Origin of the sequence: Roseobacter litoralis Och 149 (assembly GCF_000154785.2) — a bacterium.
Classification (GTDB): Bacteria; Pseudomonadota; Alphaproteobacteria; order Rhodobacterales; family Rhodobacteraceae; genus Roseobacter; species Roseobacter litoralis.
On the sequence record NC_015730.1, the window covers coordinates 3,115,568 to 3,141,199 of the forward strand.

The window sequence follows — 25,632 nt, forward strand, 5'->3', positions numbered from 1 at the left end:
GAGGTGCGGCGGATGGCGACCGGAACGAATATTTCAACTTGGTTTGACGGGCGCTGGCACCGCGAAGATGTGATGATCATGCGCGCCGCAGACCACGGCAGTTGGCTGGGCAGCAGCGTGTTTGATGGCGCGCGTTATTTCAACGGGAACACCCCGGATCTGCTGGCCCATTGCGAAAGGGTGAACCGCTCAGCCCGCGCCTTGATGTTGAACCCGACGGTCACGGCAGAAACCATGGTCGAGATCATACGCGAGGGTCTCAAAGCCTATGGCCCGCAGGATGCGGTCTACATACGGCCCATGTATTGGGGGCTAGAGGGGGATATGACGGCGATTGTGCCTGATCCCGAACAGGTCGGATTTGCCATCTCGCTTGAGGAAATTCCGATGGCCCCCGCGGATACCGCCGTGAGCCTAGGGCGCACCAGTTTCAGGCGACCCGTGCTGGAGAGCAGTGTCGTCAACGCGAAAGCAGGGTGCCTTTATCCAAACAATGCGCGCATGCTCAACGAAGTGCGTCGCCGGGGCTTTGGCAATGCACTCGTCGCCGATGCCATGGGCAATGTCGCGGAATCGGCGACCGCCAATGTCTTTATGGTCAAGGATGGCGAGGTGTTCACGCCGATCCCGAACGGGACGTTTCTGGCCGGTATCACGCGCGCGCGGCATATGTCCAACATGCAACGCGATGGAATTACCGTGCATGAAAAGGTGCTCAGCTTTGCTGATTTCGAACAAGCGGACGAGGTTTTTCTGACCGGCAATATGTCAAAGATAACTGCCGTCAGGGCGTTTGAAGACACATCCTATCAGATGGGCCCGGTGACCCGGCGTCTACGTGAAATGTATTGGGACTGGGCAGCGTCTGAACCTTTATGACGCTTCGGAAGAGCGTATGAAAACAGCCCTGACCTGATCAGCGGAGACGGTCTGCAGGATGCCATCGTGTATTTCATCCGGCGACCAAAGCCATGAATTGGCCGGATCATGTTTCATTTCCCATTCGGGGAACAGACGATCCTCTACCTGTTCACGCACCAGAACGACGACTTCAAGGTGGCGATCGTCTCTGCTTATTTTATCAAACACCGTTTCAATTTTTTCTGCAGGCCCCTCAATAAGTTGCAGATAAATATCCGCCCGGCAGATCAGCGCCCCGGTGATGTCGTTTTGCTTGTTCTTGACTCGTGCTTGCGACAGGATGCCCGCCAGAACGGATGAATCATACCCGAATGGCCGCGACGCGTAGATGAGCTGTTGCATCGCCATAGTTGTCCGCCTTGTCCAAACCATCGCCAATGTGATCCTGTTTTGCAAACCTGTCCAGAGACATTCGTGTCCAAATTGCGATTGCGTAAGTTTCTATCTGCGGTCATGATCTGGCCAACAAGGGGGCGTCCGATCATGCGCAAGTTTTTGGTGGTGCTGGATGACAGTCGTGAATGTCTCAATGCGATGCGTTTTGCTGCCATGCGCGCCGCACGGACAGGCGGTGGGGTTGAAATTCTAGCAGTAATCCCACCCGATGATTTCAACCATTGGATTGGTGTCGGCGAAGTAATGCGCGAAGAAGCGCGCGAGCGGATTCAGGTGCATTTCGAGGTGTTTGCAAAGTGGATGAGAGACCGTCAGGGTATCGATCCTGAACTGGTTATCCGCGAGGGACAGGCCGTCGATGAAATCGTGGCACAGATTGCGGAGGACACTGAAATCGGCGTTCTTGTTCTTGGGGCGGGCACAGACAAAAAAGGCCCCGGCCCTTTGGTAACACAGTTGACCAAAAACGCCGGTGGATTGCCCATTCCGATCACCATCGTGCCGGGCGATCTGAGTAAAGAAAAACTCGAAGCAATTACCTGATCAGATGGGGCGCACTTTCCGCAATCGGGAGTGTTGTGCGGAAAAAACCCCTGCTGGAGCGATTTAGAACGGTTCTAAACCTTGACTTGCGCAGGCGTGATCCGCATATCTAAAGCAACCTCAGGAGAATGCCGATGTTTATCCAGACCGAATCCACGCCGAACCCAGCCACGCTGAAGTTTTTGCCGGGTCAGACCGTCCTTGAAATGGGAACCGCAGATTTCCCGAGCGCGGAGACTGCGGACAAATCCCCTTTGGCGGAACGCATCTTTGCCATCGAGGGCGTCACGGGCGTATTTTTTGGAACCGACTTTGTGACGGTGACAAAAGCGGACAGCGTGGACTGGGACCATATCAAACCCGGCCTTCTGGGCGCGATCATGGAGCATTTTCAATCTGGTCAACCCGTCATGGCGGGCGATCACACGCCCACCTCCGGCCACGCTGAGCATACCGGCGAAGATGGTGTGATTGTCAATCAGATCAAAGAGTTGCTGGATACCCGCGTTCGGCCCGCCGTGGCGCAAGACGGTGGTGATATCACGTTCCACGGGTTTGAGCGCGGTGTGGTCTATTTGCACATGCAGGGCGCCTGCGCCGGTTGTCCTTCATCCACTCTGACGCTGAAGATGGGGATCGAAAACCTGCTGCGCCACTATATCCCCGAAGTGACCGAAGTGCGTCCGGTCGCAACCTGACACCTGACGCGCCAAACCGTTTCAGAAACACCTGAAAGCACAAGACAGTGACCAGCGCGCCCATTGTCCTCGCCTTTGATACCGCGTCGGCGCGGTGTGCGGTAGCTGTCACGCGCGGCGATGATGTTCTTGCGTGGCGTGTCGAAGAGATGGCCAAAGGGCAAGCAGAGCGCCTGCTGGTCATTTGCTCGGAAGTGCTGGACGAGGCTGGCATTACCTTGGCGGACATTGATGTGATCGGCGTGGGAATCGGACCCGGGAATTTTACGGGCATACGCATATCAGTTTCGGCAGCGCGGGGATTGGCGCTGGGCCTCAACATACCGGCTGTGGGTGTCACGGCATTTGACGCCTTGGGGTACGGCCAAACAGCGCCCTTTGCCTGCGCAGTCGATGCCCGGCGGGACCACATCTATTTCCAGATCACCGCCGAAGACGGCAGCACAAGTGATGCTGCGATAATCCGCCTTGAAGACTGTCCGCCCCATGAAGGGCCGTTGATCGGCGCGGGCGGCCGTCAGGCAACACTGCCAATCGCAGTAGCCATCGCACATCTTGCGGGCGCGCGCCGCAATGACACGCCCCAACGACCAGCGCCATTCTACCTCAGGCCCGCCGATGCGGCACCGGCAAAAGACGCGCCACCCAAGATCCTGACATGACACCAGTGACTTTGGCGCAGCTTCACCAAGCAGCATTCGCGCCGGAACGCGGGTGGGCTCCCGATGAGTTCAAAACCCTTTGCGGATCGCCGCACGTCAGCCTTTTTGAACGTCAGAACGGCTTCGCGTTGGCGCGCACCCTTGCGGGGGAAACGGAACTTCTGACGCTCGCCGTCGACCCCAGATACCGTCGTCGCGGCATTGCAGATGCTCTTTTGAAGACATGGTTACAGTCAGCTCAAGCCGAAATGGCCTTTCTCGAAGTCGCCGCAGACAATGAAGGCGCGCGCGCCCTCTACGCCAAACATGGATTCGTCATTTCCGGGCGGCGCAAAGGGTATTACAAGCGCCCCGGTGCCACCAATGTAGACGCGCTGCTCATGCAATCCGAATTGACCCACGGTCAGCGCGTGGAATCCCCAGCTTGACGCGTAAAAACCGGTTGACCCGGCCAAAGCCTTAGGCCCTAATTTGAACAGGATCAGAATTCATCTGCTCAAGAAGAGCGATGGCATGGTGAAACCCGTGAACATCGCTCCAAAATCAAAACTGGGAGACCCTAAATGACCCTTATGCACAAATTTCTCGGCGCCACTGCGGCTATGGCCCTGTCGGCGGGTGCCGCATTGGCTGAGCCTGCGCTGATTTTCGATCTCGGCGGAAAATTCGACAAATCCTTCAATGAAGCAGCCTTCGGTGGCGCAACCCGCTGGGCGGAAGAAACCGGGCAGACGTTCCGTGAAATCGAACTGCAATCCGAAGCACAGCGTGAACAGGCCCTGCGCCGTTTTGCCGAAGCGGGCTCAAACCCGATCGTGATGGCCGGTTTTGCCTTTGGGGATGCATTGGGACAGGTCGCCTCGGACTACCCTGACACCAGCTTTGTGATCATCGATATGGTCGTGGATGCGCCAAACGTCCGCTCCGTTGTGTTCAACGAACACGAAGGGTCCTATCTGGTCGGCATGATGGCCGCTCAGGCATCGCAATCGGGCACCGTGGGCTTTATCGGTGGCATGGACATTCCCTTGATCCGCAAATTTGCCTGTGGCTACGCCCAAGGCGTAATGGCTGTGAACCCGGATGCGACCGTCATTGCCAATATGACGGGCACGACGCCTGCCGCGTGGAATGACCCCGTGAAGGGATCAGAATTGACCAAGGCGCAAATCAATCAGGGCGCTGATGTCGTATATGCAGCCGCAGGCGGTACAGGCGTTGGCGTTCTGCAAACCGCCGCTGACGAAGGCATTCTGTCCATTGGTGTGGACAGCAACCAAAACCACCTGCATCCGGGTAAGGTCCTCACATCCATGATGAAACGCGTGGATAATGCCGTGTTTGAGGCCTTCACGGATGGTCCGGGCCTGGAGACAGGTTTTCAAGTCATGGGGTTGGCCAACGGTGGCGTTGGCTATGCGATGGACGAAAACAACGCCTCATTGGTCTCTGATGAGATGCAGGCGAGCGTTGACGCGGCCTCAGCTCAAATCGCGGCCGGTGAAGTGACGGTCCATGATTACATGTCCGACGACAGCTGCCCGGTACTGAGCTTCTGAGCGTGAATTCTGACAGCACTTTGGGGCGGCAGACCACTGCCGCCCCAGCCATCGAACTGAAGGGCATTTCAAAAGCCTTTGGTCCGGTTCAGGCAAACAAAGACATTTCCATCCGCGTCATGCCCGGCACGATCCATGGGATTATTGGCGAGAATGGCGCAGGCAAATCGACGCTGATGTCGATCCTCTATGGATTCTACAAAGCCGACAAAGGCGAGATTTTCATCGCAGGCAAAAAAACCGATATTCCCGACAGTCAGGCGGCCATCGCTGCAGGCATCGGCATGGTTTTTCAGCATTTCAAGCTGGTTGAGAACTTTACCGTTCTCGAAAACATCATTCTGGGTGCCGAGGATGGTCGGCTGCTGCGCCCCTCTTTGGCCAAAGCCCGCCGCACGCTTGTCGAACTGGCAGAGGAATACGGGCTGAACGTGGACCCGGATGCGCTGATCGAAGAGATCGGCGTGGGCATGCAGCAACGTGTCGAAATTCTCAAGGCGCTCTACCGTCGCGCCGACATTTTGATCCTTGATGAACCGACGGGCGTATTGACCCCAGCCGAGGCGGATCAGCTGTTTCGAATTCTCAACCGCCTGCGCGAAGAGGGCAAAACCATCATCCTGATCACGCATAAACTGCGCGAGATCATGGAAGCGACAGATACGGTCAGCGTCATGCGCCGGGGAGAAATGACTGCGACTGTCAAAACATCCGGCACGTCACCCGCAGCCCTCGCAGAACTGATGGTGGGTCGTAAGGTCTTGCTACGGGTAGATAAAAAACCTGCCACACCCGGTAAGGTCATTCTGGATGTAAAAAACCTGCGCGTTGTGGACGAGCAAAAGGTCGAGCGGCTCAAAGGGGTGAACATTCAGGTCCGCGCGGGCGAGATCCTCGGGATCGCCGGGGTCGCGGGCAACGGGCAATCTGAATTGCTCGAAGTGCTGGGCGGATATGCGAAAGGCACAGGCGACATCACACTGAATGGCACAACGCTGGACCTGACAGGACGCGATTCCGACGGCCGTTCGCGGCGCAATCACGGGATCGGTCACGTCCCAGAAGACCGCCAGCGCGAAGGTCTGATCATGGATTTTGCCGCCTGGGAAAACACCGCCTTTGGCTATCACCGTTCCGAAGGGTATCAATCCGGTCTGTTCCTGAACAACACGGCAATCCGCGCGGACACCGAGGAAAAGATGGGGCGTTTCGATGTGCGACCGCCTAACCCGGCCCTCGCCGCCAAGAGCTTTTCGGGCGGGAACCAGCAGAAAATTGTGCTGGCGCGTGAGATTGAACGCAATCCGGATTTGTTGCTGGTCGGCCAACCCACGCGCGGCGTGGATATCGGCGCCATCGAATTCATCCACCAACAGATTGTCGCACTGCGCGATCAGGGCAAAGCGATCCTGCTGGTCTCGGTCGAGCTCGAAGAAATTTTGGCGCTGGCCGACCGGGTTGCAGTCATGTTCGATGGTCACATCATGGGCGAGCGTATGTCGGCTGACACGGACGAAAAAGAACTGGGCCTGCTGATGGCCGGAGTGGGGAGCTAACGCGATGGACGTCGTGCCAAAATGGGCTGAAGTCACCCTCGTGCCACTGATTTCGCTGATGCTGGCAGCCATCCTGTCAGCGCTGGTCATTCTGGCGATTGGCGAAGACCCGGTCGCAGCCGTGAAACTAATGGTCAACGGGGCCTTGGGCAGCACCTATGGCTGGGGTTATACCCTTTACTACGCAACCAACTTCCTGTTCACCGGCCTTGCCGTTTCAGTCGCATTTCATGCCGGTCTGTTCAACATCGGTGGCGAGGGGCAGGCGATGCTGGGCGGGCTTGGCGTCGCGCTGGCTTGCCTGCTGATCCCCTGGCCGCATTGGACGGTTGCGCTTGTCGCGGCCACGGTGGCAGCGGGGCTCTTTGGCGCGGCCTGGGCCGCGATCCCTGCGTTTTTGCAAGCCAAGCGCGGCAGCCATATCGTGATCACCACGATCATGTTCAACTTTATCGCAGCAGCCGTGCTGAACTATGTGCTGGTCAATCTGCTGCGTCCTGCGGGCAGCATGGACCCCGCCACCGCGCGCTTTCCCGAGGCGGTTCATCTGCCGACGCTACATGACATCTTTGCCACGGTCGGGATCAACTTTTCCAAGGCCGCCCCCGCCAATGTGACCTTCCTGATTGCGATTGTCGCTTGCGTGCTGGTCTGGCTGCTGCTGTGGCGCACATGGCTTGGATATGAAATCCGCAGCTACGGCAAATCGGAGCCCGCCGCGCGCTATGCAGGCATTTCGCCGGTGGCGATTACGATGATCGCCATGCTGATTTCCGGCGCACTGGCCGGCATGATGGCCATCAACAACGTCATGGGCGAGGCCGAGCGGCTGGTTCTGAACGCGGTTGAAGGGGCAGGCTTTATCGGCATCGCCGTGGCCCTGATGGGGCGCAGCCACCCGTTTGGCGTCTTTCTGGCTGCGATCCTCTTTGGTTTTCTCTATCAGGGTGGCGCTGAACTTGCGCTTTGGACGTCGATACCGCGCGAATTGATCGTCGTCATTCAGGCGCTTGTCATCCTGTTTACCGGCGCGCTCGATAACATGGTGCGCATGCCGTTGGAGCGTATTTTCCTGATGCTGCGGCGGGGGAAAGCGTGATGGATTTCCTCACCCTCATTCAATTGCTCGACAGCACCGTGCGCCTTGCAACGCCGCTGCTTCTGGCCTGCCTTGCGGGGCTGTTTTCGGAACGCGCTGGCATTTTTGATATCGGGCTTGAGGGTAAAATGCTGGCCGCTGCCTTCTTCTCAGCCGCCATCGCGGCGATCACCGGTTCTGTCTGGCTCGGATTGATGGCGGGTATTGCCGCCTCAATGTCGCTCAGCCTGCTGCACGGCGTTGCCTCCATCACTTTTCGCGGCAACCAGTTGATCTCCGGTGTCGCGATCAACTTCCTTGCTGCCGGGCTGACGGTCTTGATTGCGCAGGACTGGTTTCAGCAAGGGGGGCGAACGCCATCGCTCATGGGCGGCGCGCGGTTTGAGCCGATCACCCTGCCCTTTGCCGATGCGCTGGCCAATGTGCCAATCCTTGGCCCGATTTACGCCGAGTTGATCTCGGGTCATTCCATTTTGGTCTATCTCGCCTTTGCAACGGTGCCCTTGACGTGGTGGATCCTCTACCGCACGCGTTTCGGGCTGCGCTTGCGCGCAGTGGGCGAAAATCCTGCAGCGGTAGATACCGCAGGCGTTTCCGTTGTCGGCCTGCGCTACGCCGCCGTGCTGATTTGCGGTGTCCTGTGCGGCATTGCGGGGGCGTACCTCTCGACCGCGCTGCAAGCTGGCTTTGTCAAAGACATGTCTGCCGGGCGCGGTTTCATTGCTTTGGCCGCGCTGATCTTTGCCAAATGGCGACCGTGGTATGCGCTTTATGCGACGCTGCTCTTTGGGCTTTTCGGCGCATTGGAAACGCGGCCAGACGTCATTCAGGCGGTGATCGGCATTAAGGTACAGGGACAGATTCTCGGGGCGCTGCCCTATATCATGACGGTCATTATTCTGGCAGGTTTCGTCGGCAAGGCGATCCCCCCACGCGCAGGCGGCCAACCCTATGTAAAGGAACGCTAGCCGCATAAGGCCAGTTTTCAAAATTACATCAGTCCTGATGCGCACACAGGTCCGCTAAGCATTGATTTTGCATGGCTCTACGCCTAAACGAGGTCATGCAAATCTACCTCCCCATTGCCGAAGTTTCGGTCAACGCCTTCCTGTTGCTCGGGCTGGGCGGAATTGTGGGCGTTTTATCCGGTATGTTTGGCGTTGGCGGCGGCTTTCTGATGACACCGCTGCTGTTCTTCATCGGCATCCCCCCCGCCGTCGCCGTGGCGACCGAGGCGAACCAGATTGTGGCCTCGTCGTTCTCTGGTGTGCTGGCGCATCTCAAACGTAAAACCGTGGACCTCAAGATGGGAACGGTGCTGTTGGTCGGTGGCCTTGTCGGGGCCGCAGTCGGGGTGGTGATTTTCAACTACCTCAAGGCGCAGGGCCAGGTCGATCTGCTGGTCAAGCTGTGTTACGTTGTTTTCCTTGGCGTTATCGGCGGGCTGATGTTTATCGAAAGCCTCAATGCGATCCGGAACACCAAGAAAGGTAAGCCGCCCGCGCGTAAAAAACACAATTGGATCCACGGGTTACCATTCAAGATGCGGTTTCGTGTATCGGGTTTGTACATCTCGGTGATCCCGCCGCTGATTGTGGGCGTTTGTGTCGGGATACTGGCGGCCATTATGGGTGTGGGCGGTGGTTTCATCATGGTGCCCGCGATGATCTATCTGCTCGGGATGCCAACCAAGGTTGTTGTCGGCACGTCTCTGTTCCAGATTATCTTTGTGACTGCCTTCACCACGCTGCTGCATGCGACGACCAACTTTACTGTCGATATCGTGCTGGCCGTTTTACTGCTGGTGGGTGGCGTGATCGGGGCGCAGGTAGGCACCCGTATTGGTGTAAAGCTCAAGGCGGAGCAACTGCGTATCCTGCTCGCCATCATGGTTCTGGTTGTCTGTGGAAAACTGGCGCTTGACCTATTGATCATGCCTTCGGAGCTTTACTCCATCGGCGCAAGCACAGGGCATTAGAGATGGTGGTACGCCTCCTGTCTCTGATCGCCTTCGTTGCATTGGCAATCACGGCCTCAGTCAGCACTGCAGAAGAAGTCGTTCTGGGCCTCAGCAAAGACAAGATTTCCATTAATACCAATTTTGACGGCTCTGAAATCCTGATTTTCGGGGCCATCAAGCGCGAAGAGCTGATCCCGGATGGCCCCCCCGTGCAGGTGATCGTCACCATCGCCGGGCCGTCCCTGCCCATCACCGTCCGGCGCAAAGAGAAAAAGCTGGGCATCTGGGTCAATACCGATGCGGTCGACGTGGATGAAGCGCCAAGCTTCTACGCAGTCTTATCCAGCGGGCCCCTGCGCGACGTTCTCAAAGAAGTCGAAGATTTACGCTACAGGGTTTCTGTGCCGCGTGCGATCCGGTCCGTGGGCGCACCTCAAAACATAGATAATTCGGCGGTCTTTACAGAGGCGCTGATCCGCATTCGCGAAAACAGCGAAATCTATCAATTGCGTGAGGGCAGTGTCGTAATCGAGGAACAGACGCTTTTTCGCACATCGGTGCGGCTGCCCGCCGCTTTGACCGAAGGGGATTACGCGACCCGTATTTTCCTGACACGCGGCGGTGATGTCGTATCCAGCTATGCAACCACAATCGACGTCCAGAAGGTCGGTATGGAACGTTGGCTGTTCGAACTGTCACGCCAGCAGCCCCTTTTGTACGGGTTGATGTCTTTGGCCATCGCCATTGCGGCAGGCTGGGGTGCGGCCGCGGTCTTCAAGCTTTTTCGCGCCTAGAGCGTCTGACGAAATACCTGAAACATCAAGAATCACGTAACGCGTTGAAATCTTTGATTTCAGGCAGCGTTATGTGATTGAGGTTTTTCGCATGACGCTTTAGCTTTACCCAACCGGCACGTTCAATTCACCTCGTCAGGTTCTGCCAAACTGAGGGGGGCGGCTGGCAAGGCGCGCAGGTCATCGACGCGTAGCCCACCCGTGGGCTTGGCAAGACGATTGCGCACCACCCACACCAACCTGTTCTGCGCGCGTGTGATGGCCACATAGGCCAGACGTTTCCACAACGGCTGCCCCGCCTCTGTTCGCCCCATGCGCGCAGCCGCATACAAATCGGGCGCAAAAACCTGCACAGTATCCCACTGGCTGCCTTGTGCCTTATGGATCGTCACAGCCGCCCCATGCAGAAACGTCGCGCCCATGCGTGCGGCAAAAGGGATAAACGGTTCTTCTTCGTCAGGTTTTTCAATCTTTACGATCGACGCGGCAGAGACCTGCGGGTCTTCGGCCCCCATCACATGCAACCTGCTGAACCCCGGCTTGCGCCCTTCGCCCAGATAGATCACCTGCGCGCCTTTGATCAGCCCGCGCGCCTCCAGATCGAGCCGTTTCTTGCGGTGTTTCAAAGGCAGCTCCAACCCGTCGCAGATCAGCGGTTCGCCTTCCAGCAGCGCATCTTCGGGCGCGCCATGAACCTGACGAAACGCGTTGATCAAGCGGATCCGGGTCGCGTTGCGCCAAACCAGCACCGGGCTGCGCGCCATCAGGTCTACTTCAACCCGCTGACCCCAGACGACACGTTCGTCGCGACCTGCCGCATCTTCGATCATGCGTTCGAAGGCCTCAAACCCAATATCCGGGTCAGACAGCGCATGGGCCAGATCAAGAATCGGATTGTCTGCTTCCTGTCGATGCACACGGCTCAATGTCAGAATGCGGGGGGCCGGGAGTTTGTCGAACACCATGGCGCCAGACTGATTAACCGGCGCCAACTGGGCCGGATCACCAAACAGCAAAAGCGTGGGGAAAATCTCACGAAGGTCTTCGAACTGCTTATCATCCAGCATGGAGGATTCGTCCACAAACCCGATGTCCAGCGGCTCTTCGCGACGCTTCCATCCCGTGATGAAATCGGACCCCCGTAATCCTGCGGCCGCCAAAGCGCCGGGAATGGATTTATTTTTGGCGTAAAACGTTTCGGCGCGGCTCAGAGCCTCTTCGCTCAACGCTTCTGTTTCGGGTTTGTCGCCGGTGCCTGCCAACCATTCCGCAATCCGCTCATATTCGGGGTCATAGACAGGCGTGTATAAAATACGGTGTATCGTCGTCGCCGGAACCCCCCGCAGGCGCAGTACAGAGGCGGCCTTGTTTGTAGGGGCAAGGATGGCCAGCGTGCGCCTGTCGCGTTTTTTGCGCGGCTCATAGTCCCCTGAGACCACATCGACGCCTGCATCCTGAATGGCCTTGTAAAGCTCTGCAAGAAGTAGGGTTTTTCCGGAACCTGCCTTGCCGATGATCGCCATGACCGCTGCCTTGGAACTGCGCGGTGGCATCAGGAGTTGATCTTCGAGGTTTATGCCTGCTTCACTGAGCAAAGCCGTGACCGCGTCAAAAGCGACGGCTTGGTCATCAGAGTATTTCACAACAGAGGCTTCCATGGCGTGACCCTACAGGCAGGCCACGCCAGGAACCAGTGAGGAACGGTCTGTTTTAGCCTGCCTGTGCGAGTGGTTGTTCGGATGTGGTCCCAAAAGCCCGATTGAACCAAAGGCGGGACAATTCAAGCGACAGCCCGGCCTTGGCTGCCACTTTGGCCTGTGCATCCGGGGTGAATTCCCAAAGGCCGACGCTGATCTTGTCACGCCCATTGCCTGTGCTGCCCAGAACTTCTGGCGAAGAGCCGATCAGCCGATAAATGCGCACCATCCGTGCGTCGAAAACACCGGCAAAATGCGCGACGTCAAAGTTCTGCATGATCTCACCACCGGCCAGCATCAGGGCTGCAGCCACCTTGCTTTGTGCACCCCGGCTGAGGCAAAAGCGCGTGCATTCCCAGATCAGCGGGCTGGTAATCGTGCCGCCCCCCAGAATGTCCGTGAAATGTTCGTTGATCATCGTGCGCCCTGTCGTCGGCAGAAAGCGCATTGAACCACCATGAGAGCCATCCGCGTTTTCCCAGATCACATAAAGGGGGTTCAGCGCATCATATTGATCCCGTTCAAAGCCATCTTCGTCGATGTCGACGTCCCATCCTAACCTTGTCTTGAACTGATCGGCGCGGTCCCGGAACATGGAATCGCGCAGTGTCGGGTGTTGGTCCAGTTGGTCAGCGTATAGGTAACGGATCATTTGTTTTTTCCTCTGGTCGGTTCGTTTGACGACCAAAGGAATAGCTTGAGGATGCTTAACAGCCGCCAACCCGCACGCGCGTGTTGGTAACCTTTGGCCCTCAAAACGCCAAAGACTCAGACCACAATCAGGCCTCTGCTGAGGGCCCGGGCGACCGCATGTGTGGTATTGGCGGCGCCTAGTTTGAACCGCGCACTTTCGATGTAAACGCGCAGTGTATGTTCAGAAATAGAAAGAGTTTCAGCGACTTGCGCCCTGCTGTATCCGATGGCAAGCAGCGTCATCGCATCAACCTCGCGCGGCGAGAGGGATTGTGATTGCTCCGGTGTTTTGTTCGGCTCGAACTCCAGCGCCTTTTGGTTAAAATAGTGAGCGATCAGGATCAGCTCTCTCCGGTTGCTCTCCGTGAATTCTTCCCATTCCTCATCGTCGCAACTGGTGTTTACCGTAAAGAGCGCGAACTGGCCGTTAGGTCCTCTGATGGGAATCGAATAGCCCTGATTCCCTAACCCAAATGTTGCAGCTTCTGCGCGAAACGCTCTTGCAGCTTTGCTCGACCAGTCCAATCGCTTCCAGTCCACAGGGTGGAATCTCTGGTAACAACCGATCACGACCGGATCTATACGAATGTAGTTCTGTTCTTGGTACCGCGCCGCTCACTCAAGGGGGTATGTTCCGTAGCCGTATTGATCACCAGCGCTGTCGACCCAATGATAGACCATATTCTCGACGCCGTAATGACCCCGAAGCGCGAATACCGCCTCATTGATTCCTTCAAGCGTGTCCGCTTGCTCCAGCGCCGCTAATACCTCCTCCACTACTTTGTTCGTCGCCATGAGCGTTGTTCTGCGTCCTTTCATGAAGCGAGGCAATCTCTGCCAATGCAACAATTGCAGTATCGTCCAACTGTTCTGCAAGTACAGGCAGGTCGTTGGCCGTGGCAAAAGTTTTTAGGTCCGTTAGAACGTCCAGTATCCAGTCGCTTCGCATGGTAGACTCGCCTCTCAAAGGTTAACGAATGATTAAGAATACTCTACCATTTAGTAACCACGTTTAAAATTCGCGGATATATACTCCCCAGAAATAGGGAAGCGCGATTTTCTAACCTGTTGATCCTAAAGAGCGTCAGTTTTTTCAAACAAAAAACCCGCGACTCACTGGGGTGATTCGCGGGCTTTCGAAGGTAAAACGACTCGGTAGGCGGTTAACCGCGCGTCTCCAAAGCATCCTCGAGTGTACGCAGTCCTGTTGTCGGAGCCTGCACCAGCACCGACATGTTGCCGGGCTTATGCTGATTGCGCAGCATCTTCATATGCGCTTGCGGTAGATCTGCCCAGCTAAAGACTTCGGACATGCAAGGATCCAGTCGACGCTCCAGCATCAGCTTGTTGGCGGCACTCGCCTGTTTGAGATGGGCAAAGTGACTACCCTGCAAACGCTTCTGATGCATCCACATGTAGCGCACGTCAAACGTCAGATTAAAGCCCGTGGTCCCCGCACAGATGACCACCATGCCGCCTTTTTTCGCCACGAAGGTAGAAACCGGGAACGTGCTTTCGCCGGGGTGTTCGAACACCATGTCGACATTCACGCCCTTACCGGTGATGTCCCAGATAGCCTTGCCGAACTTGCGCGCCTCTGTAAACCATGTGGCATATTCCGGCGTATTCACTGTCGGCAACTGGCCCCAACAGTTAAAATCCTTGCGGTTAAGGACACCTTTCGCGCCGAGGTCCATCACGAACTGGCGTTTGCTTTCATCCGAAATCACGCCGATTGCATTGGCACCTGCGGTGTTGATCAGCTGGATCGCATATGACCCCAGTCCACCCGATGCGCCCCAGACCAGCACGTTCTGTCCCGGCTTGAGGTCATGCGGCTCGTGACCAAACAGCATCCGGTACGCCGTTGCCAGTGTCAGCGTGTAGCACGCAGACTCTTCCCAGGTCAGATGTTTGGGGCGGGGCATAAGCTGTTGGCTTTGAACGCGTGTGAATTGCGCGAACGACCCATCCGCGGTTTCATAACCCCAAATACGCTGCGATGGCGAATACATCGGATCGCCCCCGTTACATTCCTCGTCATCGCCGTCGTCCTGGTTGCAATGCACGACCACTTCATCGCCCACTTTCCAGCGCGTCACACGATCTCCGACCGCCCAAACGATCCCGGCCGCATCCGACCCGCATATCTGATAAGGTTCATCGTGACTGTCAAAAAAGCTGATTGGCTTACCCAAGGCGGCCCAGACACCGTTGTAATTTACCCCGGCCGCCATCACCAATATCAGCACGTCCTGGCTGTCAAGCTCGGGCACATCCACGACTTCCTGAAGCATCGCCTTGTCGGGTTCACCATGCCGTTCGCGGCGAATGGCCCAAGCATACATTTGCTTTGGCACATAGCCCATCGGTGGCATCTCACCGACCTCATAGAGATCTTTTTCGGGTGCTTCGTAATGGGCGACGGTCGTATCCAGTGCCATTGCAGTCTCCAGCCTGTTTCAGTCATGCCGCGTCGCAGAATCGCGTCGCTCTGCGCCCTGAATAAGTTCTCACGCGCAACATTGCAACATATGAGACCTCATTTTTGTAACTTTATGACCGAGCAGGTGCAGAAATTATGACGCACGCACCTGATCACCCGGAAACCTGTGGGCAATGGAATTCGCGTAAAAATCTATGACCGCCCGTTCGGATTCAATCATCTGCCACTGGTTGTCATGCTGATCGAGCAGGTTGTTGCGCCGCATGCGAACCAGACCTTTGCCAACGGCCTTTGCCAGATCAGGCTGCGACATATGGGGCATATGATCGCCGAGCCTCGCTGCATCCCGGGACAGTTCATAAACCAATTGGTCCTTTGACAGTGGCCCCGCCTGTTTTTGAAACTGGCGGGCCAGCAAAGGCACAATCAGCACCGGCATGGCGTCTTCAATGCGCCGCATCAATTCAGCCGCCAGTTCGTCCACTGAATTTTCAGTGCAGTATCCGCGTATGGATAAAGGTTCGCCGAAGACAACTGCCGCCGTGCCAAATCGTACGTAACGACCCCGCAGGGCCTGCCAGAATTTGCGCAGGATAAACCGCACGGCCACCGATATCCGGGCACCAAAGCGACGATCACCCCGCTGGCCCGCCGCGATCAGCACCCGGTCTTCGAGAACCCGATCATAGTTGATTGCCACTGGCACAAAGACCACGTCCCGTTCCGGACCGTCCGGACCCTGCGCGAGATAAGACAAAAGACCCATCTTGGGCGGCATCAAGCGACCTGTCAGGCTGAGCCCGCCTTCGGGAAAGATTCCCTGCGCCACGCCCCCTTCGGTGGCCATCTGCACGTATCTCTCCAGCACCTTGCGATAAAGCGCACCGCGCGAGCGACGCCGGATAAAATAGGCCCCCATCATCCGGATCAACCGGCTCAACGGCCAGACACGCGCCCATTCCCCCACCGCATAGGACAAAGCAGATGTTTGCGCGGCCAGATATGTCACCAACACGTAATCCATGTTGGAGCGGTGGTTCATGATAAAGACAATCGTGGCGTCTTTTGAAATGGATTTGATGATCGCGTCGTTCTTTGGGCCAGTCCATACTTCGTAAATCGAATTGACGAGCATGCGCGCCAGACGGATGCCCAGTCCGAAATAGGTCACTGCACTAAAGCTGGGGACGATTTCGCGGGCATAACTGCGGGCTTTTTCAAAGGCGACATTTTCAGGCACGCCATGGCTCTTAGCATAGTTCACGATTTCGCGTGTCACTTCAGGGTCGTAGATCAGACGCTGGATCATGTCATAGCGGCGCGCCAGCTTGAAAGGTTCGATCGGTCGCGTCAGACGTTCGTTCAATTGTGCAACGGCCCGTTCAAGACGACGCCGGAAAAACCACCTGACGGAAGGAAACAGAAAGTGGGACGCGAAAGTCACTGCCGCGAACAGCAGGATGAGCACAAAAAACCAAACCGGCAATTCCACTGTCGAAGTCATGCTGGCTTGTTTCAAGAATTGCGCGATGGGTAAACCTTTTTCGTGCCCAAACAGCAGCGTTCTGCGTGCGACCATCGTTTTCCTGCATCACTCGCGCGGGGCTGTCTTTGCCAAGGGTCGGCACATGGCGTAAAGCAGGATAAAGCACAGCCGAGTTGCTGCAGCGCGGCAAATTTGCATTGATATAAAATTCCGCATATGGCAGCTTGCACGTAAGAAAATTACTCAAGCTGATTCAGGATGACGCATATGACGCACCCGCAGAAAGACCGACCCTGGCTGATCCGGACCTATGCCGGCCATTCCACCGCGAAAGCGTCAAACGAACTTTATCGCTCAAACCTTGCCAAAGGGCAGACCGGCCTGTCCGTGGCCTTCGATCTGCCGACCCAGACCGGCTATGACAGCGACCATATCCTGAGCCGGGGCGAGGTCGGAAAAGTCGGTGTGCCGGTTGGCCATCTGGGCGATATGCGCGCCTTGTTTGACCAGATCCCGCTGGATCAGATGAACACCTCGATGACGATCAACGCGACAGCACCATGGCTGTTGTCACTCTATATTGCCGTGGCCGAGGAACAGGGCGCGGACATCTCAAAGCTGCAAGGCACGGTGCAGAATGACCTGATCAAGGAATATCTGAGCCGCGGCACCTATATTTGCCCGCCCGCGCCCAGCCTCAAGATGATCGCGGATGTGGCCGAATACTGCTATACGCATGTGCCGAAATGGAACCCGATGAATGTCTGCTCCTACCACTTGCAGGAGGCGGGTGCGACGCCGGAACAGGAACTCGCCTTTGCGCTGGCGACCGCGACCGCCGTGCTAGATGCGCTGAAACCCCGCGTCCCGGAGGAGGATTTCCCCGCACTTGTGGGCCGTATTTCGTTTTTCGTGAACGCGGGCATCCGCTTTGTGACCGAGATGTGCAAGATGCGTGCCTTTGTCGATCTGTGGGATGAGATTTGCCGGGACCGCTATGGCGTGGAAGACCAGAAATATCGCCGTTTCCGCTATGGTGTGCAGGTCAACTCTCTTGGCTTGACCGAGCAGCAACCCGAAAACAACGTCTACCGCATCCTGATCGAAATGCTGGCGGTCACCCTGTCCAAAAAGGCACGCGCGCGCGCCGTCCAGCTGCCTGCGTGGAACGAAGCACTTGGCCTGCCCCGTCCGTGGGATCAGCAGTGGTCGATGCGCATGCAGCAGATCATGGCCTATGAAACGGACCTTCTGGAATTTGACGATCTGTTTGACGGCAATCCGGCGGTCGATGCGAAGGTCGAAGCACTCAAGGACGGTGCGCGTCAGGAACTCGCGAACCTCGACAGTATGGGCGGCGCGATTGAGGCCATCGACTATATGAAAGCGCGCCTCGTGGACAGCAATGCCGATCGTCTGGGCCGTATTGAGGCGGGTGAAACGATCGTTGTCGGTGTCAACAAATGGCAGCAGGGGGAACCCTCGCCGCTGATGACGGGCGATGGTGGCATCATGGTCGTCGACCCGGCCGTCGAAGCAGAGCAGATATCGCGCCTTGATGAATGGCGCGCCGCGCGGGACCCAGAGGCCGTCAAACAAGCGCTTGGCGATCTGCGCGCAGCGGCAAAAGAGGGGCGCAATGTCATGCCCGCCTCTATTGCAGCGGCCAAGGCGGGTGTAACCACGGGCGAATGGGCCGCACAGATGCGCGCCGTGCATGGTGAATACCGCGGACCTACCGGCGTGTCCGGTGCGCGTTCCAACAGGACCGAAGGTCTGGATGATCTGCGCGATGCGGTGGATGTGGTCAGTGACAAACTGGGCCGCCGCCTGAAGTTCCTTGTGGGCAAACCCGGGCTGGACGGTCACTCCAACGGGGCCGAACAAATCGCCGTGCGCGCCCGTGATTGCGGCATGGAAATCGCCTATGAAGGCATCCGCCTGACCCCGGCGGAGATCGTAAACGCCGCGCTGGAGGACGAGGCGCATGTGGTCGGCCTGTCGATCCTGTCCGGCAGCCACATTCCGCTGGTCGAAGACCTGATGACACAGATGCGCGAGGCCGGGCTGTCCCATGTGCCTGTGATCGTCGGCGGCATCATCCCGGATGATGACGCCGAACGCCTGCGCGCAATGGGGGTTGCGCGGGTCTACACGCCCAAGGACTTTGAACTCAACATGATCATGATGGATATCGTCACGCTGGCGGACCCTCAGGCGGTGGCAGCACAGTAGCTGATGGCTTGCAGAGGGTAGTGAGGTGCCGTTAACTGCACCGAACTGCCAAAGGAGTCCTGCATGACCATCCATATCGGTGCCCGCCCCGACCAGATTGCCGAAACCGTGCTGATGCCGGGCGATCCCTACCGCGCCAGATGGGCGGCGGAGACCTTTCTGCAGGGGGCCGAACTGGTCAACGAAGTGCGCGGCATGCTGGGGTTCACCGGCACCTACAAAGGCAACCGCGTGACAATCCAGGGCTCCGGCATGGGCATGCCCTCGCTGTCGATCTACGCCAATGAACTGATTTCAACCTATAACGCGCAAACCCTGATCCGCATTGGGTCCTGCGGCGGCATGCAACCGCATGTGGCCGTGCGTGATGTGATCATTGCCATGTCCGCCACCACGATCACCTCGCCGTCGTCGGGGATTTTCCGTGAGGTGAATTTTGCGCCCACCGCGCATTACGACCTTTTGGCCGCTGCTGTCACCGCCGCCAAGGCCAAAGGCACGCGCACCCATGTGGGCGGTATCTACTCATCGGATGTTTTTTACGCCGAACGCCCCGATCTGGATGAACAGATGGTGCGGCACGGTATCCTCGGCGTCGAGATGGAAGCCGCCGAACTTTACACGCTGGCCGCGCGCCACAAAAGGCGTGCGCTGGCGATACTCACCGTCAGCGATCATCTGCAAACCGGCGAGGCGCTCCCGGCTGAGGATCGCGAACAGACCTTTGGCGATATGGTCGAAATCGCGCTGGACGCCGCCTTCGCCTGAGACGATCGCTTTTCGAGTTTAACTTGAGGCATTGCATATCACTCTTCGCGTTGGACCGCAGAGAGGGGCCGCGAACAAGTGATTCAGGATTTACGCGCAACGCTTCAGGGACCGTGGGTTCCGTCATAGCTGTTCGCCGCCGGTGGGTTCCAACCTGCCAGAGCGTCCGGCGCAGGTTTGAACACCTCCACCAGCAATGGGTGGCAGGACGCAGCATCGCTTGAATGCTCGGAGGAGCAATCCCCACCGGGGCAGGCCGACAGATTGCCCAAAAGGTCGATCTCGGCGAAAAGCTCGATGAAATCACCCGGCCGCACCGGGCTGGCCTTCATGAAATACTGGCCTGTGTCGCGGGTAAACCCTGTGCACATAAATACGTTGAGCACATCATGCACCAAAGGTTCCGCCTCAGCGCGCGACACCCCGAGGTGATCGGAGAGGGCGCGCGTCAGGTTCGAATGGCAGCAATGGTGATACTGTCCCCCGTCGGACAACAGCGCATGCGTATAGGGGTCGCAGCGGGTACCGATCACATCGTGCACCGACCCGCCAAAAGGATCGATGCCGTACCAACCCAACGTATCCTGCGTGATCGTCGCCATCGGGCGCAGGTGCGGGAAACTGGACCACATGCGCTGACCTGTCGTCAGATGCGTGCCATGCAGGGCGCGTGTCTTCCCGGAGTAAAACCGCTCGGACACATCCTGCGCGTTGTGCAGGTTGAGATCGCCAACCTGCGCCCCCTCCACCGAGGTGATACGAAAGAAGTGGCCACGCGGAACCGAAAAACACCGCGCATCACGCGCGGGAACGAGCACCTCATCGACTTTGCTCAGACTGTCGCGCGCGCGCGCGTACATCGCCATATCGGGTGCGGGCAATGTTTCAACCGGGTAACAGATCACCGGCTTGACCGCGCGGCGGGCATCAGCATCTTTTGGTTCGCTCATGTGTGTCTATCCTCCGGATTTGGATCGTCGCATGGTCGCTATGGGTCAGATGGCGGCATCACATCTGGTCTGAAAGGCAGATGTTTGGGGGGTCTTTCGTCCCGGTATAGGTTACCGCCCCGCAGGCGGCGCATTTGTATTTAAACAAGGCATCATGGTCACCCGTATGGTCGGAGCGCCAGCGACACAGACGCGTCGCACGGTTCTTGCGCGCGTAGAGCATCACAAGAACAAAAGCGATCAAAAGACCAATGACGATATGCATCAGATGAACAAATCCCCCGCCAGACCAAGCCCGAACCCAAGAACGCCACAAAGCGGGGGAAGCATGGCGTTATCCAACCGGACCTGTGGCGCAATATCTTGCAGCATGAGGTAGAGTATACCCCCCGAAGCCAACATCATAACCGCCCCGATCAACGCGTCCTGTTCCGCCGGCAAGGTCACACCGATGAATGCCGCCAGCGGCCCAAGGGGAACCATCACAAAGAAGATCCAGAGCGGCACCGGCCTGTCCTGCGACATCTCGCGCATGGCATTGAACCCTTCCGGCAGGTTCTGCAACGCAATCAGCCCCGCCACCAGAAGGGCCGCGCCGGGATCCCCCACAATCAACGCACCAAGGGCAAGCGCCTCGGGCAGATAGTCCATCATCATGGCCAGAAACTGCGAGAGCCGCCCACCGGTTTTGCTGAGCACCCTGTCGATGAGCGCAAAACCCACACCGCCGGCAAAAAACCAAAGCAAAGCGGGAAAGGGGTCCAACCTTTCACTGCCTTCGGGGATCAGGACCAAGGCAACCGCCGCCAGCAAGGCCCCGGCCCCGAAAGCGACCACGCCGTGGCGGGCCTCGTCTTCCAGCCAATCCGGCATGATATGGCGGTGAAAGGTGCCCAGCCAGGCCCCTAAAGGGATGGACGCGCCCGCAAGTGTCGCAAGGACAAGCGCGCCCCAGATGCTATCGACCGCACTTTCCATAGCGCAGGGTTAAACGCGCCGTTCCACCATCATCTTTTTGATGTTCGCGATCGCTTCGGCAGGGTTGAGGCCCTTCGGGCAGGTCTTGGCGCAGTTCATGATGGTGTGGCAGCGATACAGTTTGAACGGGTCTTCCAAGTCATCGAGCCGTTCACCGGTCGCCTCATCCCGGCTGTCAATGATCCAGCGATAGGCATGCAGCAATGCCGCTGGCCCAAGGTAACGGTCCCCATTCCACCAGTAAGACGGGCATGACGTCGAACAGCAGGCACACATCACGCATTCATAGAGACCGTCCAGTTTTTTGCGGTCGTCAATGGATTGCTTCCACTCTTTTGCCGGGCGGTTCGTCTTGGTTTCAAGCCATGGCATGGTCGATGCGTGTTGGGCATAAAAATGCGTCAGGTCCGGGATCAGGTCTTTGACCACGGGCATGTGGGGCAGCGGGTAGATCCTGACATCGCCTTTTACCTCATCCATTCCGTAGATACAGGCCAGCGTGTTGATGCCATCGATGTTCATGGCGCAAGATCCGCAAATCCCTTCGCGGCAAGAGCGCCGGAAGGTCAGCGTGGGGTCAATCTCGTTCTTGATCTTGATCAGCGCGTCCAAAATCATCGGACCACATGTGTCCATATCGACAAAATATGTATCCAGGCGTGGGTTTTGACCGTCATCAGGATTCCAGCGATAAATGCTGAATTTACGCAGGTCGGTCGCGCCTTCGGGTTTCGGCCAGGTTTTACCCTTGGTCATGCGGGAGTTTTTAGGGAGTGATAATTGAACCATGTGACTGAATTCCTCTTTGAGCGTGATACTATCCGCATGACGCTTAAATTTCCATGCACCTCATCGGCATGCAGGTGCAACCGAATGCCGCAGTTCTGCCCCGCTTCTATGGCATGGGCGCCTTTCCTGGCACGCTTGCCGATGCACGGCGCGTCAGGTGTTGGACAGGCCGGGTATCGGCAAATCCATCGTTGTGGCGCGTGCGCTCAGGCAGGACTGCGTTTCGGGGCGTGCCAATACCGCGCGCACTGTATCCGCAGTGCCTTGATCCACGCCAACAACCGCGTCTGCAGCGAGGGCCTGAACCTCACTTGCATTTGCATTATCGACCACGCAATCCGTAAAGGGTTCGAACAACTGTTTTGGCACCTGTGGGAAATAAACCGCAAGTGCTTCTGGAAGTACCGTTTTCGCGGCATCCCGGCCCGCCTTATCGGTCGCCTGCTGGATCCCGCTACACGCGCCCAAACAGAGCACCGCCGCCACTAAACTCAATTTCTGCATCATTTCTGCCTTTCCAAACGCGCTGGTTCTGCCGCAGCGCTTATCGGTTTATGCGTTGTTTTTTGCACGATCCGGACGCTGATTAAAGCATTTTGCGTTTGATTTCGATCACACGTCATTGCCTCTTCTTTCGGTGGAGCGCGTCTTGCGATGCGAGTGCCTCAGATAAACGCAAAATGCTGTACATAAAAACGCCCCCGTCTGGGGCGCTTTGTCAGGTATCGCAGTCTGATCTCAGAACGTCCGTTTTTTGGGCGCGATCTTTTTGGGATCAATGCCGCCATCGTTGTGGCTGGTAAGCGCTTGTTCATGCACGCCGCGATAGCCGAGGCTCGCCTTGTTGCCCTTGAACCAGATCAGCGAATGCTTGCGCCAGTTCTCATCATCACGCTCCGGGAAATCTTCATGCGCATGCGCACCACGACTTTCCTTGCGCGCCTCAGCACCGGTGATCGTGGCCACGGCATTGGGGATCAGGTTGGAGAGTTCCAGCGTTTCCATCAGATCGGAATTCCAGACCAAACTGCGGTCGGTGACGCCGACATCCGCCCACTTGTCCGCAACCTCTTCCATCGCCGTCTTGCCTTCGGCAAGGGTTTCGTTGGCGCGGAACACCGCTGCATCTTTTTGCATGGTCTGCTGCATTTCAAGGCGCAGTTCTGCGGTTGGCATATGCCCTTTGGCGTAGCGTGCATTGTCAAACCGATCCAGTGCCGCCTCAACGGATTTCTGGTTCGGGCTTGGCACAGGGCTGTCGGGATCGACAATCTTGCCCGCCCGGATCGCTGCCGCACGGCCAAACACCACAAGGTCGATCAGAGAATTCGACCCCAGCCGGTTCGCCCCATGCACCGAAGCACAGCCCGCTTCGCCCACGGCCATCAAACCGGGCGAGATACGATCGGGTTCATTCGGCGTCGGCGCAAGCACTTCACCCCAATAATTCGTCGGAATGCCGCCCATGTTGTAATGCACGGTCGGCAAAACGGGGATCGGTTCTTTGTTGAGGTTCACGCCCGCAAAGACGCGCGCACTTTCCGAAATACCCGGCAGGCGCAGCTTTAGCGTTTCCGGCGGCAGATGGTTGAGGTTGAGGTGAATGTGATCGCCGTTCGCGCCGACCCCGCGCCCCTCGCGGATTTCCATCGTCATGCAGCGGCTGACATAATCGCGCGGCGCAAGATCCTTGTACTGCGGTGCGTAGCGTTCCATGAAACGCTCGCCTTCGGAGTTGGTCAGATAGCCGCCTTCGCCCCTTGCTCCTTCGGTGATGAGGCACCCGGCCCCATAAATACCCGTCGGGTGGAACTGAACAAACTCCATATCCTGCAACGGCAGACCCGCACGCGCGGTCATCCCGCCGCCATCCCCGGTACAGGTATGCGCCGACGTGGCGGAGAAATAGGCCCGGCCATAGCCGCCCGTCGCCAGAACGACCATTTTCGAGCTGAACAGGTGCAGCGTCCCGTCATCCAGCTTCCAGCACATCACACCCTGACAGACCCCATCATCCGACATGATCAGATCAATCGCGAAATACTCGATATAGAATTCCGCGTTGTTTTTCAGCGACTGACCATAGAGCGTGTGCAAAATGGCGTGGCCCGTCCGGTCGGCGGCGGCACAGGTCCGTTGCACGGCGGGGCCTTCGCCAAATTCGGTTGTATGTCCGCCAAAGGGACGCTGGTAAATCTTGCCCTCTTCTGTCCGGCTGAACGGGACACCGTAGTGTTCCAGCTCATAAACCGCCTTGGGCGCTTCGCGGGCGAGGTATTCCATCGCATCCGTATCACCGAGCCAGTCGGAGCCTTTGACCGTGTCGTACATATGCCACTGCCAGTTATCCGGGCCCATATTGGCCAGCGAAGCGGCGATCCCGCCCTGCGCGGCAACCGTATGAGAGCGGGTCGGGAACACTTTGGTGACGCAGGCGGTGCGAAGCCCCTGCTCGGCCATGCCGAGAGTCGCACGCAGGCCAGCACCGCCTGCTCCTACGACGACAACGTCGTATTCATGTGTTTCATATTCGTATTCAGCCATCGAGTAACTCCCGGAAGTCTAGCTGGCACACAGGCGCGCGCCGGAATGATTTTTACAGTGCGAGGCGAACAATCGCATAGAGGCCAAAACCCATGGCCGCATAGCTGACGCATGTCATCGCCACGATCGCCACTTTTTGCGCCACACCGTGCACGTAGTCCTCAAGTAGCGCCTGAACGCCCCCCGCAAAGTGCTTAAACGTTACAATGATCGTCAAACCGGCAATTACCGCCGGGAACGGGCGGGCGAAATAGGCCGTAACCTCTTCGTATGACGCGCCCAGCATCGGGCCAAAGGTAAAGACGAACAGCGGGATCAGAATAAGCAGCGCACCAGAACTGACCGTCATCGACCAGTGGTGTTCCGTCCCGGACTTGGCAGATCCAAGGCCCACAGCGCGCTTTCGGTCGGTTAGATAGCTCATCACAGGCCCCTTAGATCAAGATGATGGTCAAAAGTGTCAGCACAAAAGATCCGCCGATCACCGCATAGCCCATTTTATACGCGGTTTCGATGTCAAGGCCGATGCCTTGGTCCCAGATCAGATGCCGCACACCGGCAAGCGTATGATACCATAGCCCCCAGAGCGACAAGGTCATGACCACATCACCGAACCAGCTGGTCAGCACGCCATTGGCAACCGCGAAGGATTCAGGCGACGTTGCCGCCGCGAGAAACCACCACACAACCAGCAGGGAGGAAATCAGCAGAGCGTTTCCCGTGATCCGCGTCAAGATAGAGGTTATTGACGTGAGCTGCGGGCGGTAGATTCTCAGATGCGGTGACAAGGGACGGTTGCCCCGATTCACATCAGCCATGATATGTTCCTTTTATTCGCTGATATTCTTTTACTCCTAT

Annotated in this window: 26 protein-coding genes and 1 pseudogene; 13 read left to right on the top strand and 14 right to left on the bottom strand. The window is 57.5% G+C overall.

Annotated features, from left to right (window positions below; translation table 11 throughout):
- Positions 1–12: 12 nt before the first annotated feature.
- Positions 13–879 carry a branched-chain amino acid aminotransferase gene (locus RLO149_RS14860; RefSeq protein WP_013962921.1) on the top strand — a complete coding sequence of 289 codons (867 nt, stop codon included), beginning with the start codon at positions 13–15 and terminating at the stop codon, positions 877–879.
- Here the strand turns inward: RLO149_RS14860 and RLO149_RS14865 are convergent.
- A complete protein-coding gene (locus RLO149_RS14865) occupies positions 874–1,269 on the bottom strand; it encodes a BLUF domain-containing protein (protein WP_013962922.1) in 396 nt (131 codons plus the stop codon). The two genes, RLO149_RS14860 and RLO149_RS14865, sit on opposite strands and share 6 nt — an antisense overlap.
- Before the next feature lie 135 nt (positions 1,270–1,404).
- Between RLO149_RS14865 and RLO149_RS14870 the strand changes: the two genes are divergently transcribed.
- The 10 genes from RLO149_RS14870 (at position 1,405) to RLO149_RS14915 (ending at position 10,188) form a co-directional block, all read left to right on the top strand.
- On the top strand, positions 1,405–1,860 hold the full coding sequence (locus tag RLO149_RS14870) for a universal stress protein (protein ID WP_013962923.1): 456 nt from the start codon (positions 1,405–1,407) through the stop codon (positions 1,858–1,860).
- A gap of 134 nt (positions 1,861–1,994) precedes the next feature.
- Positions 1,995–2,558 (top strand): NifU family protein, encoded by a 564-nt coding sequence (locus RLO149_RS14875; RefSeq protein ID WP_013962924.1) that lies wholly within the window; start codon positions 1,995–1,997, stop codon positions 2,556–2,558.
- A gap of 47 nt (positions 2,559–2,605) precedes the next feature.
- On the top strand, positions 2,606–3,220 hold the full coding sequence (gene tsaB / locus RLO149_RS14880; RefSeq protein WP_013962925.1) for a tRNA (adenosine(37)-N6)-threonylcarbamoyltransferase complex dimerization subunit type 1 TsaB: 615 nt from the start codon (positions 2,606–2,608) through the stop codon (positions 3,218–3,220).
- Positions 3,217–3,648 carry a GNAT family N-acetyltransferase gene (locus RLO149_RS14885; RefSeq protein WP_013962926.1) on the top strand — a complete coding sequence of 144 codons (432 nt, stop codon included), beginning with the start codon at positions 3,217–3,219 and terminating at the stop codon, positions 3,646–3,648. Before tsaB ends, RLO149_RS14885 begins: the two co-directional genes overlap by 4 nt.
- Positions 3,649–3,783: 135 nt before the next feature.
- On the top strand, positions 3,784–4,779 hold the full coding sequence (locus tag RLO149_RS14890) for a BMP family lipoprotein (RefSeq protein WP_013962927.1): 996 nt from the start codon (positions 3,784–3,786) through the stop codon (positions 4,777–4,779).
- A gap of 2 nt (positions 4,780–4,781) precedes the next feature.
- Positions 4,782–6,335, top strand: coding sequence for an ABC transporter ATP-binding protein (locus tag RLO149_RS14895; protein ID WP_013962928.1), 1,554 nt, complete (start codon positions 4,782–4,784; stop codon positions 6,333–6,335).
- A gap of 4 nt (positions 6,336–6,339) precedes the next feature.
- Entirely contained in the window at positions 6,340–7,434 is a 1,095-nt protein-coding gene (locus tag RLO149_RS14900; protein WP_013962929.1) for an ABC transporter permease, read from the top strand.
- The gene (locus tag RLO149_RS14905; protein ID WP_013962930.1) at positions 7,434–8,402 is read left to right on the top strand and encodes an ABC transporter permease; all 969 of its coding nucleotides are present in this window, start codon (positions 7,434–7,436) and stop codon (positions 8,400–8,402) included. Before RLO149_RS14900 ends, RLO149_RS14905 begins: the two co-directional genes overlap by 1 nt.
- A gap of 95 nt (positions 8,403–8,497) precedes the next feature.
- Positions 8,498–9,412: a sulfite exporter TauE/SafE family protein gene (locus RLO149_RS14910; RefSeq protein WP_044025372.1), complete on the top strand. Its 915-nt coding sequence runs from the start codon at positions 8,498–8,500 to the stop codon at positions 9,410–9,412.
- Positions 9,413–9,414: 2 nt separating this feature from the next.
- Complete coding sequence (locus RLO149_RS14915; protein ID WP_013962932.1) at positions 9,415–10,188, top strand: TIGR02186 family protein; 774 nt, start codon at positions 9,415–9,417, stop codon at positions 10,186–10,188.
- Between the two features lie 122 nt (positions 10,189–10,310).
- On the opposite strand, the gene RLO149_RS14920 is transcribed toward RLO149_RS14915, so the two are convergent.
- The 5 genes and pseudogenes from RLO149_RS14920 to RLO149_RS14940 form a co-directional block, all read right to left on the bottom strand.
- Complete coding sequence (locus tag RLO149_RS14920) at positions 10,311–11,846, bottom strand: ATP-dependent DNA helicase (RefSeq protein ID WP_013962933.1); 1,536 nt, start codon at positions 11,844–11,846, stop codon at positions 10,311–10,313.
- 52 nt (positions 11,847–11,898) lie between these two features.
- The gene (locus RLO149_RS14925) at positions 11,899–12,537 is read right to left on the bottom strand and encodes an acyl-homoserine-lactone synthase (protein ID WP_013962934.1); all 639 of its coding nucleotides are present in this window, start codon (positions 12,535–12,537) and stop codon (positions 11,899–11,901) included.
- A gap of 116 nt (positions 12,538–12,653) precedes the next feature.
- Positions 12,654–13,373: pseudogene (locus RLO149_RS14930) on the bottom strand (helix-turn-helix transcriptional regulator).
- A gap of 368 nt (positions 13,374–13,741) precedes the next feature.
- Entirely contained in the window at positions 13,742–15,022 is a 1,281-nt protein-coding gene (gene ccrA / locus RLO149_RS14935; protein ID WP_013962937.1) for a crotonyl-CoA carboxylase/reductase, read from the bottom strand.
- A 135-nt stretch (positions 15,023–15,157) separates the two neighbouring features.
- On the bottom strand, positions 15,158–16,528 hold the full coding sequence (locus RLO149_RS14940) for a 1-acyl-sn-glycerol-3-phosphate acyltransferase (protein WP_044025688.1): 1,371 nt from the start codon (positions 16,526–16,528) through the stop codon (positions 15,158–15,160).
- Between the two features lie 249 nt (positions 16,529–16,777).
- On the opposite strand from RLO149_RS14940, the gene RLO149_RS14945 reads away from it, so the two are divergent.
- The gene (locus RLO149_RS14945; RefSeq protein WP_013962939.1) at positions 16,778–18,745 is read left to right on the top strand and encodes a protein meaA; all 1,968 of its coding nucleotides are present in this window, start codon (positions 16,778–16,780) and stop codon (positions 18,743–18,745) included.
- Positions 18,746–18,808: 63 nt separating this feature from the next.
- Complete coding sequence (deoD, locus tag RLO149_RS14950) at positions 18,809–19,513, top strand: purine-nucleoside phosphorylase (RefSeq protein WP_013962940.1); 705 nt, start codon at positions 18,809–18,811, stop codon at positions 19,511–19,513.
- 104 nt (positions 19,514–19,617) lie between these two features.
- Here deoD and RLO149_RS14955 read toward each other — a convergent pair whose 3' ends face one another.
- The 8 genes from RLO149_RS14955 to sdhC all read right to left on the bottom strand — a co-directional run bounded on the left by RLO149_RS14955 (position 19,618) and on the right by sdhC (position 25,592).
- On the bottom strand, positions 19,618–20,463 hold the full coding sequence (locus RLO149_RS14955) for an urea carboxylase-associated family protein (protein WP_013962941.1): 846 nt from the start codon (positions 20,461–20,463) through the stop codon (positions 19,618–19,620).
- 58 nt (positions 20,464–20,521) lie between these two features.
- A complete protein-coding gene (locus RLO149_RS14960; RefSeq protein ID WP_013962942.1) occupies positions 20,522–20,728 on the bottom strand; it encodes a hypothetical protein in 207 nt (68 codons plus the stop codon).
- Positions 20,728–21,441 carry a ZIP family metal transporter gene (locus RLO149_RS14965; protein WP_013962943.1) on the bottom strand — a complete coding sequence of 238 codons (714 nt, stop codon included), beginning with the start codon at positions 21,439–21,441 and terminating at the stop codon, positions 20,728–20,730. The genes RLO149_RS14960 and RLO149_RS14965 overlap by 1 nt, the downstream gene beginning before the upstream one ends.
- Positions 21,442–21,450: 9 nt before the next feature.
- Positions 21,451–22,230: a succinate dehydrogenase iron-sulfur subunit gene (locus RLO149_RS14970; RefSeq protein WP_013962944.1), complete on the bottom strand. Its 780-nt coding sequence runs from the start codon at positions 22,228–22,230 to the stop codon at positions 21,451–21,453.
- Between the two features lie 153 nt (positions 22,231–22,383).
- A complete protein-coding gene (locus tag RLO149_RS14975; protein ID WP_013962945.1) occupies positions 22,384–22,734 on the bottom strand; it encodes a hypothetical protein in 351 nt (116 codons plus the stop codon).
- Between the two features lie 234 nt (positions 22,735–22,968).
- On the bottom strand, positions 22,969–24,774 hold the full coding sequence (gene sdhA, locus RLO149_RS14980; RefSeq protein ID WP_013962946.1) for a succinate dehydrogenase flavoprotein subunit: 1,806 nt from the start codon (positions 24,772–24,774) through the stop codon (positions 22,969–22,971).
- Between the two features lie 52 nt (positions 24,775–24,826).
- The gene (gene sdhD / locus RLO149_RS14985; protein ID WP_013962947.1) at positions 24,827–25,198 is read right to left on the bottom strand and encodes a succinate dehydrogenase, hydrophobic membrane anchor protein; all 372 of its coding nucleotides are present in this window, start codon (positions 25,196–25,198) and stop codon (positions 24,827–24,829) included.
- 10 nt (positions 25,199–25,208) lie between these two features.
- Positions 25,209–25,592 carry a succinate dehydrogenase, cytochrome b556 subunit gene (sdhC, locus tag RLO149_RS14990; protein ID WP_013962948.1) on the bottom strand — a complete coding sequence of 128 codons (384 nt, stop codon included), beginning with the start codon at positions 25,590–25,592 and terminating at the stop codon, positions 25,209–25,211.
- Between the last annotated feature and the right edge of the window lie 40 nt (positions 25,593–25,632).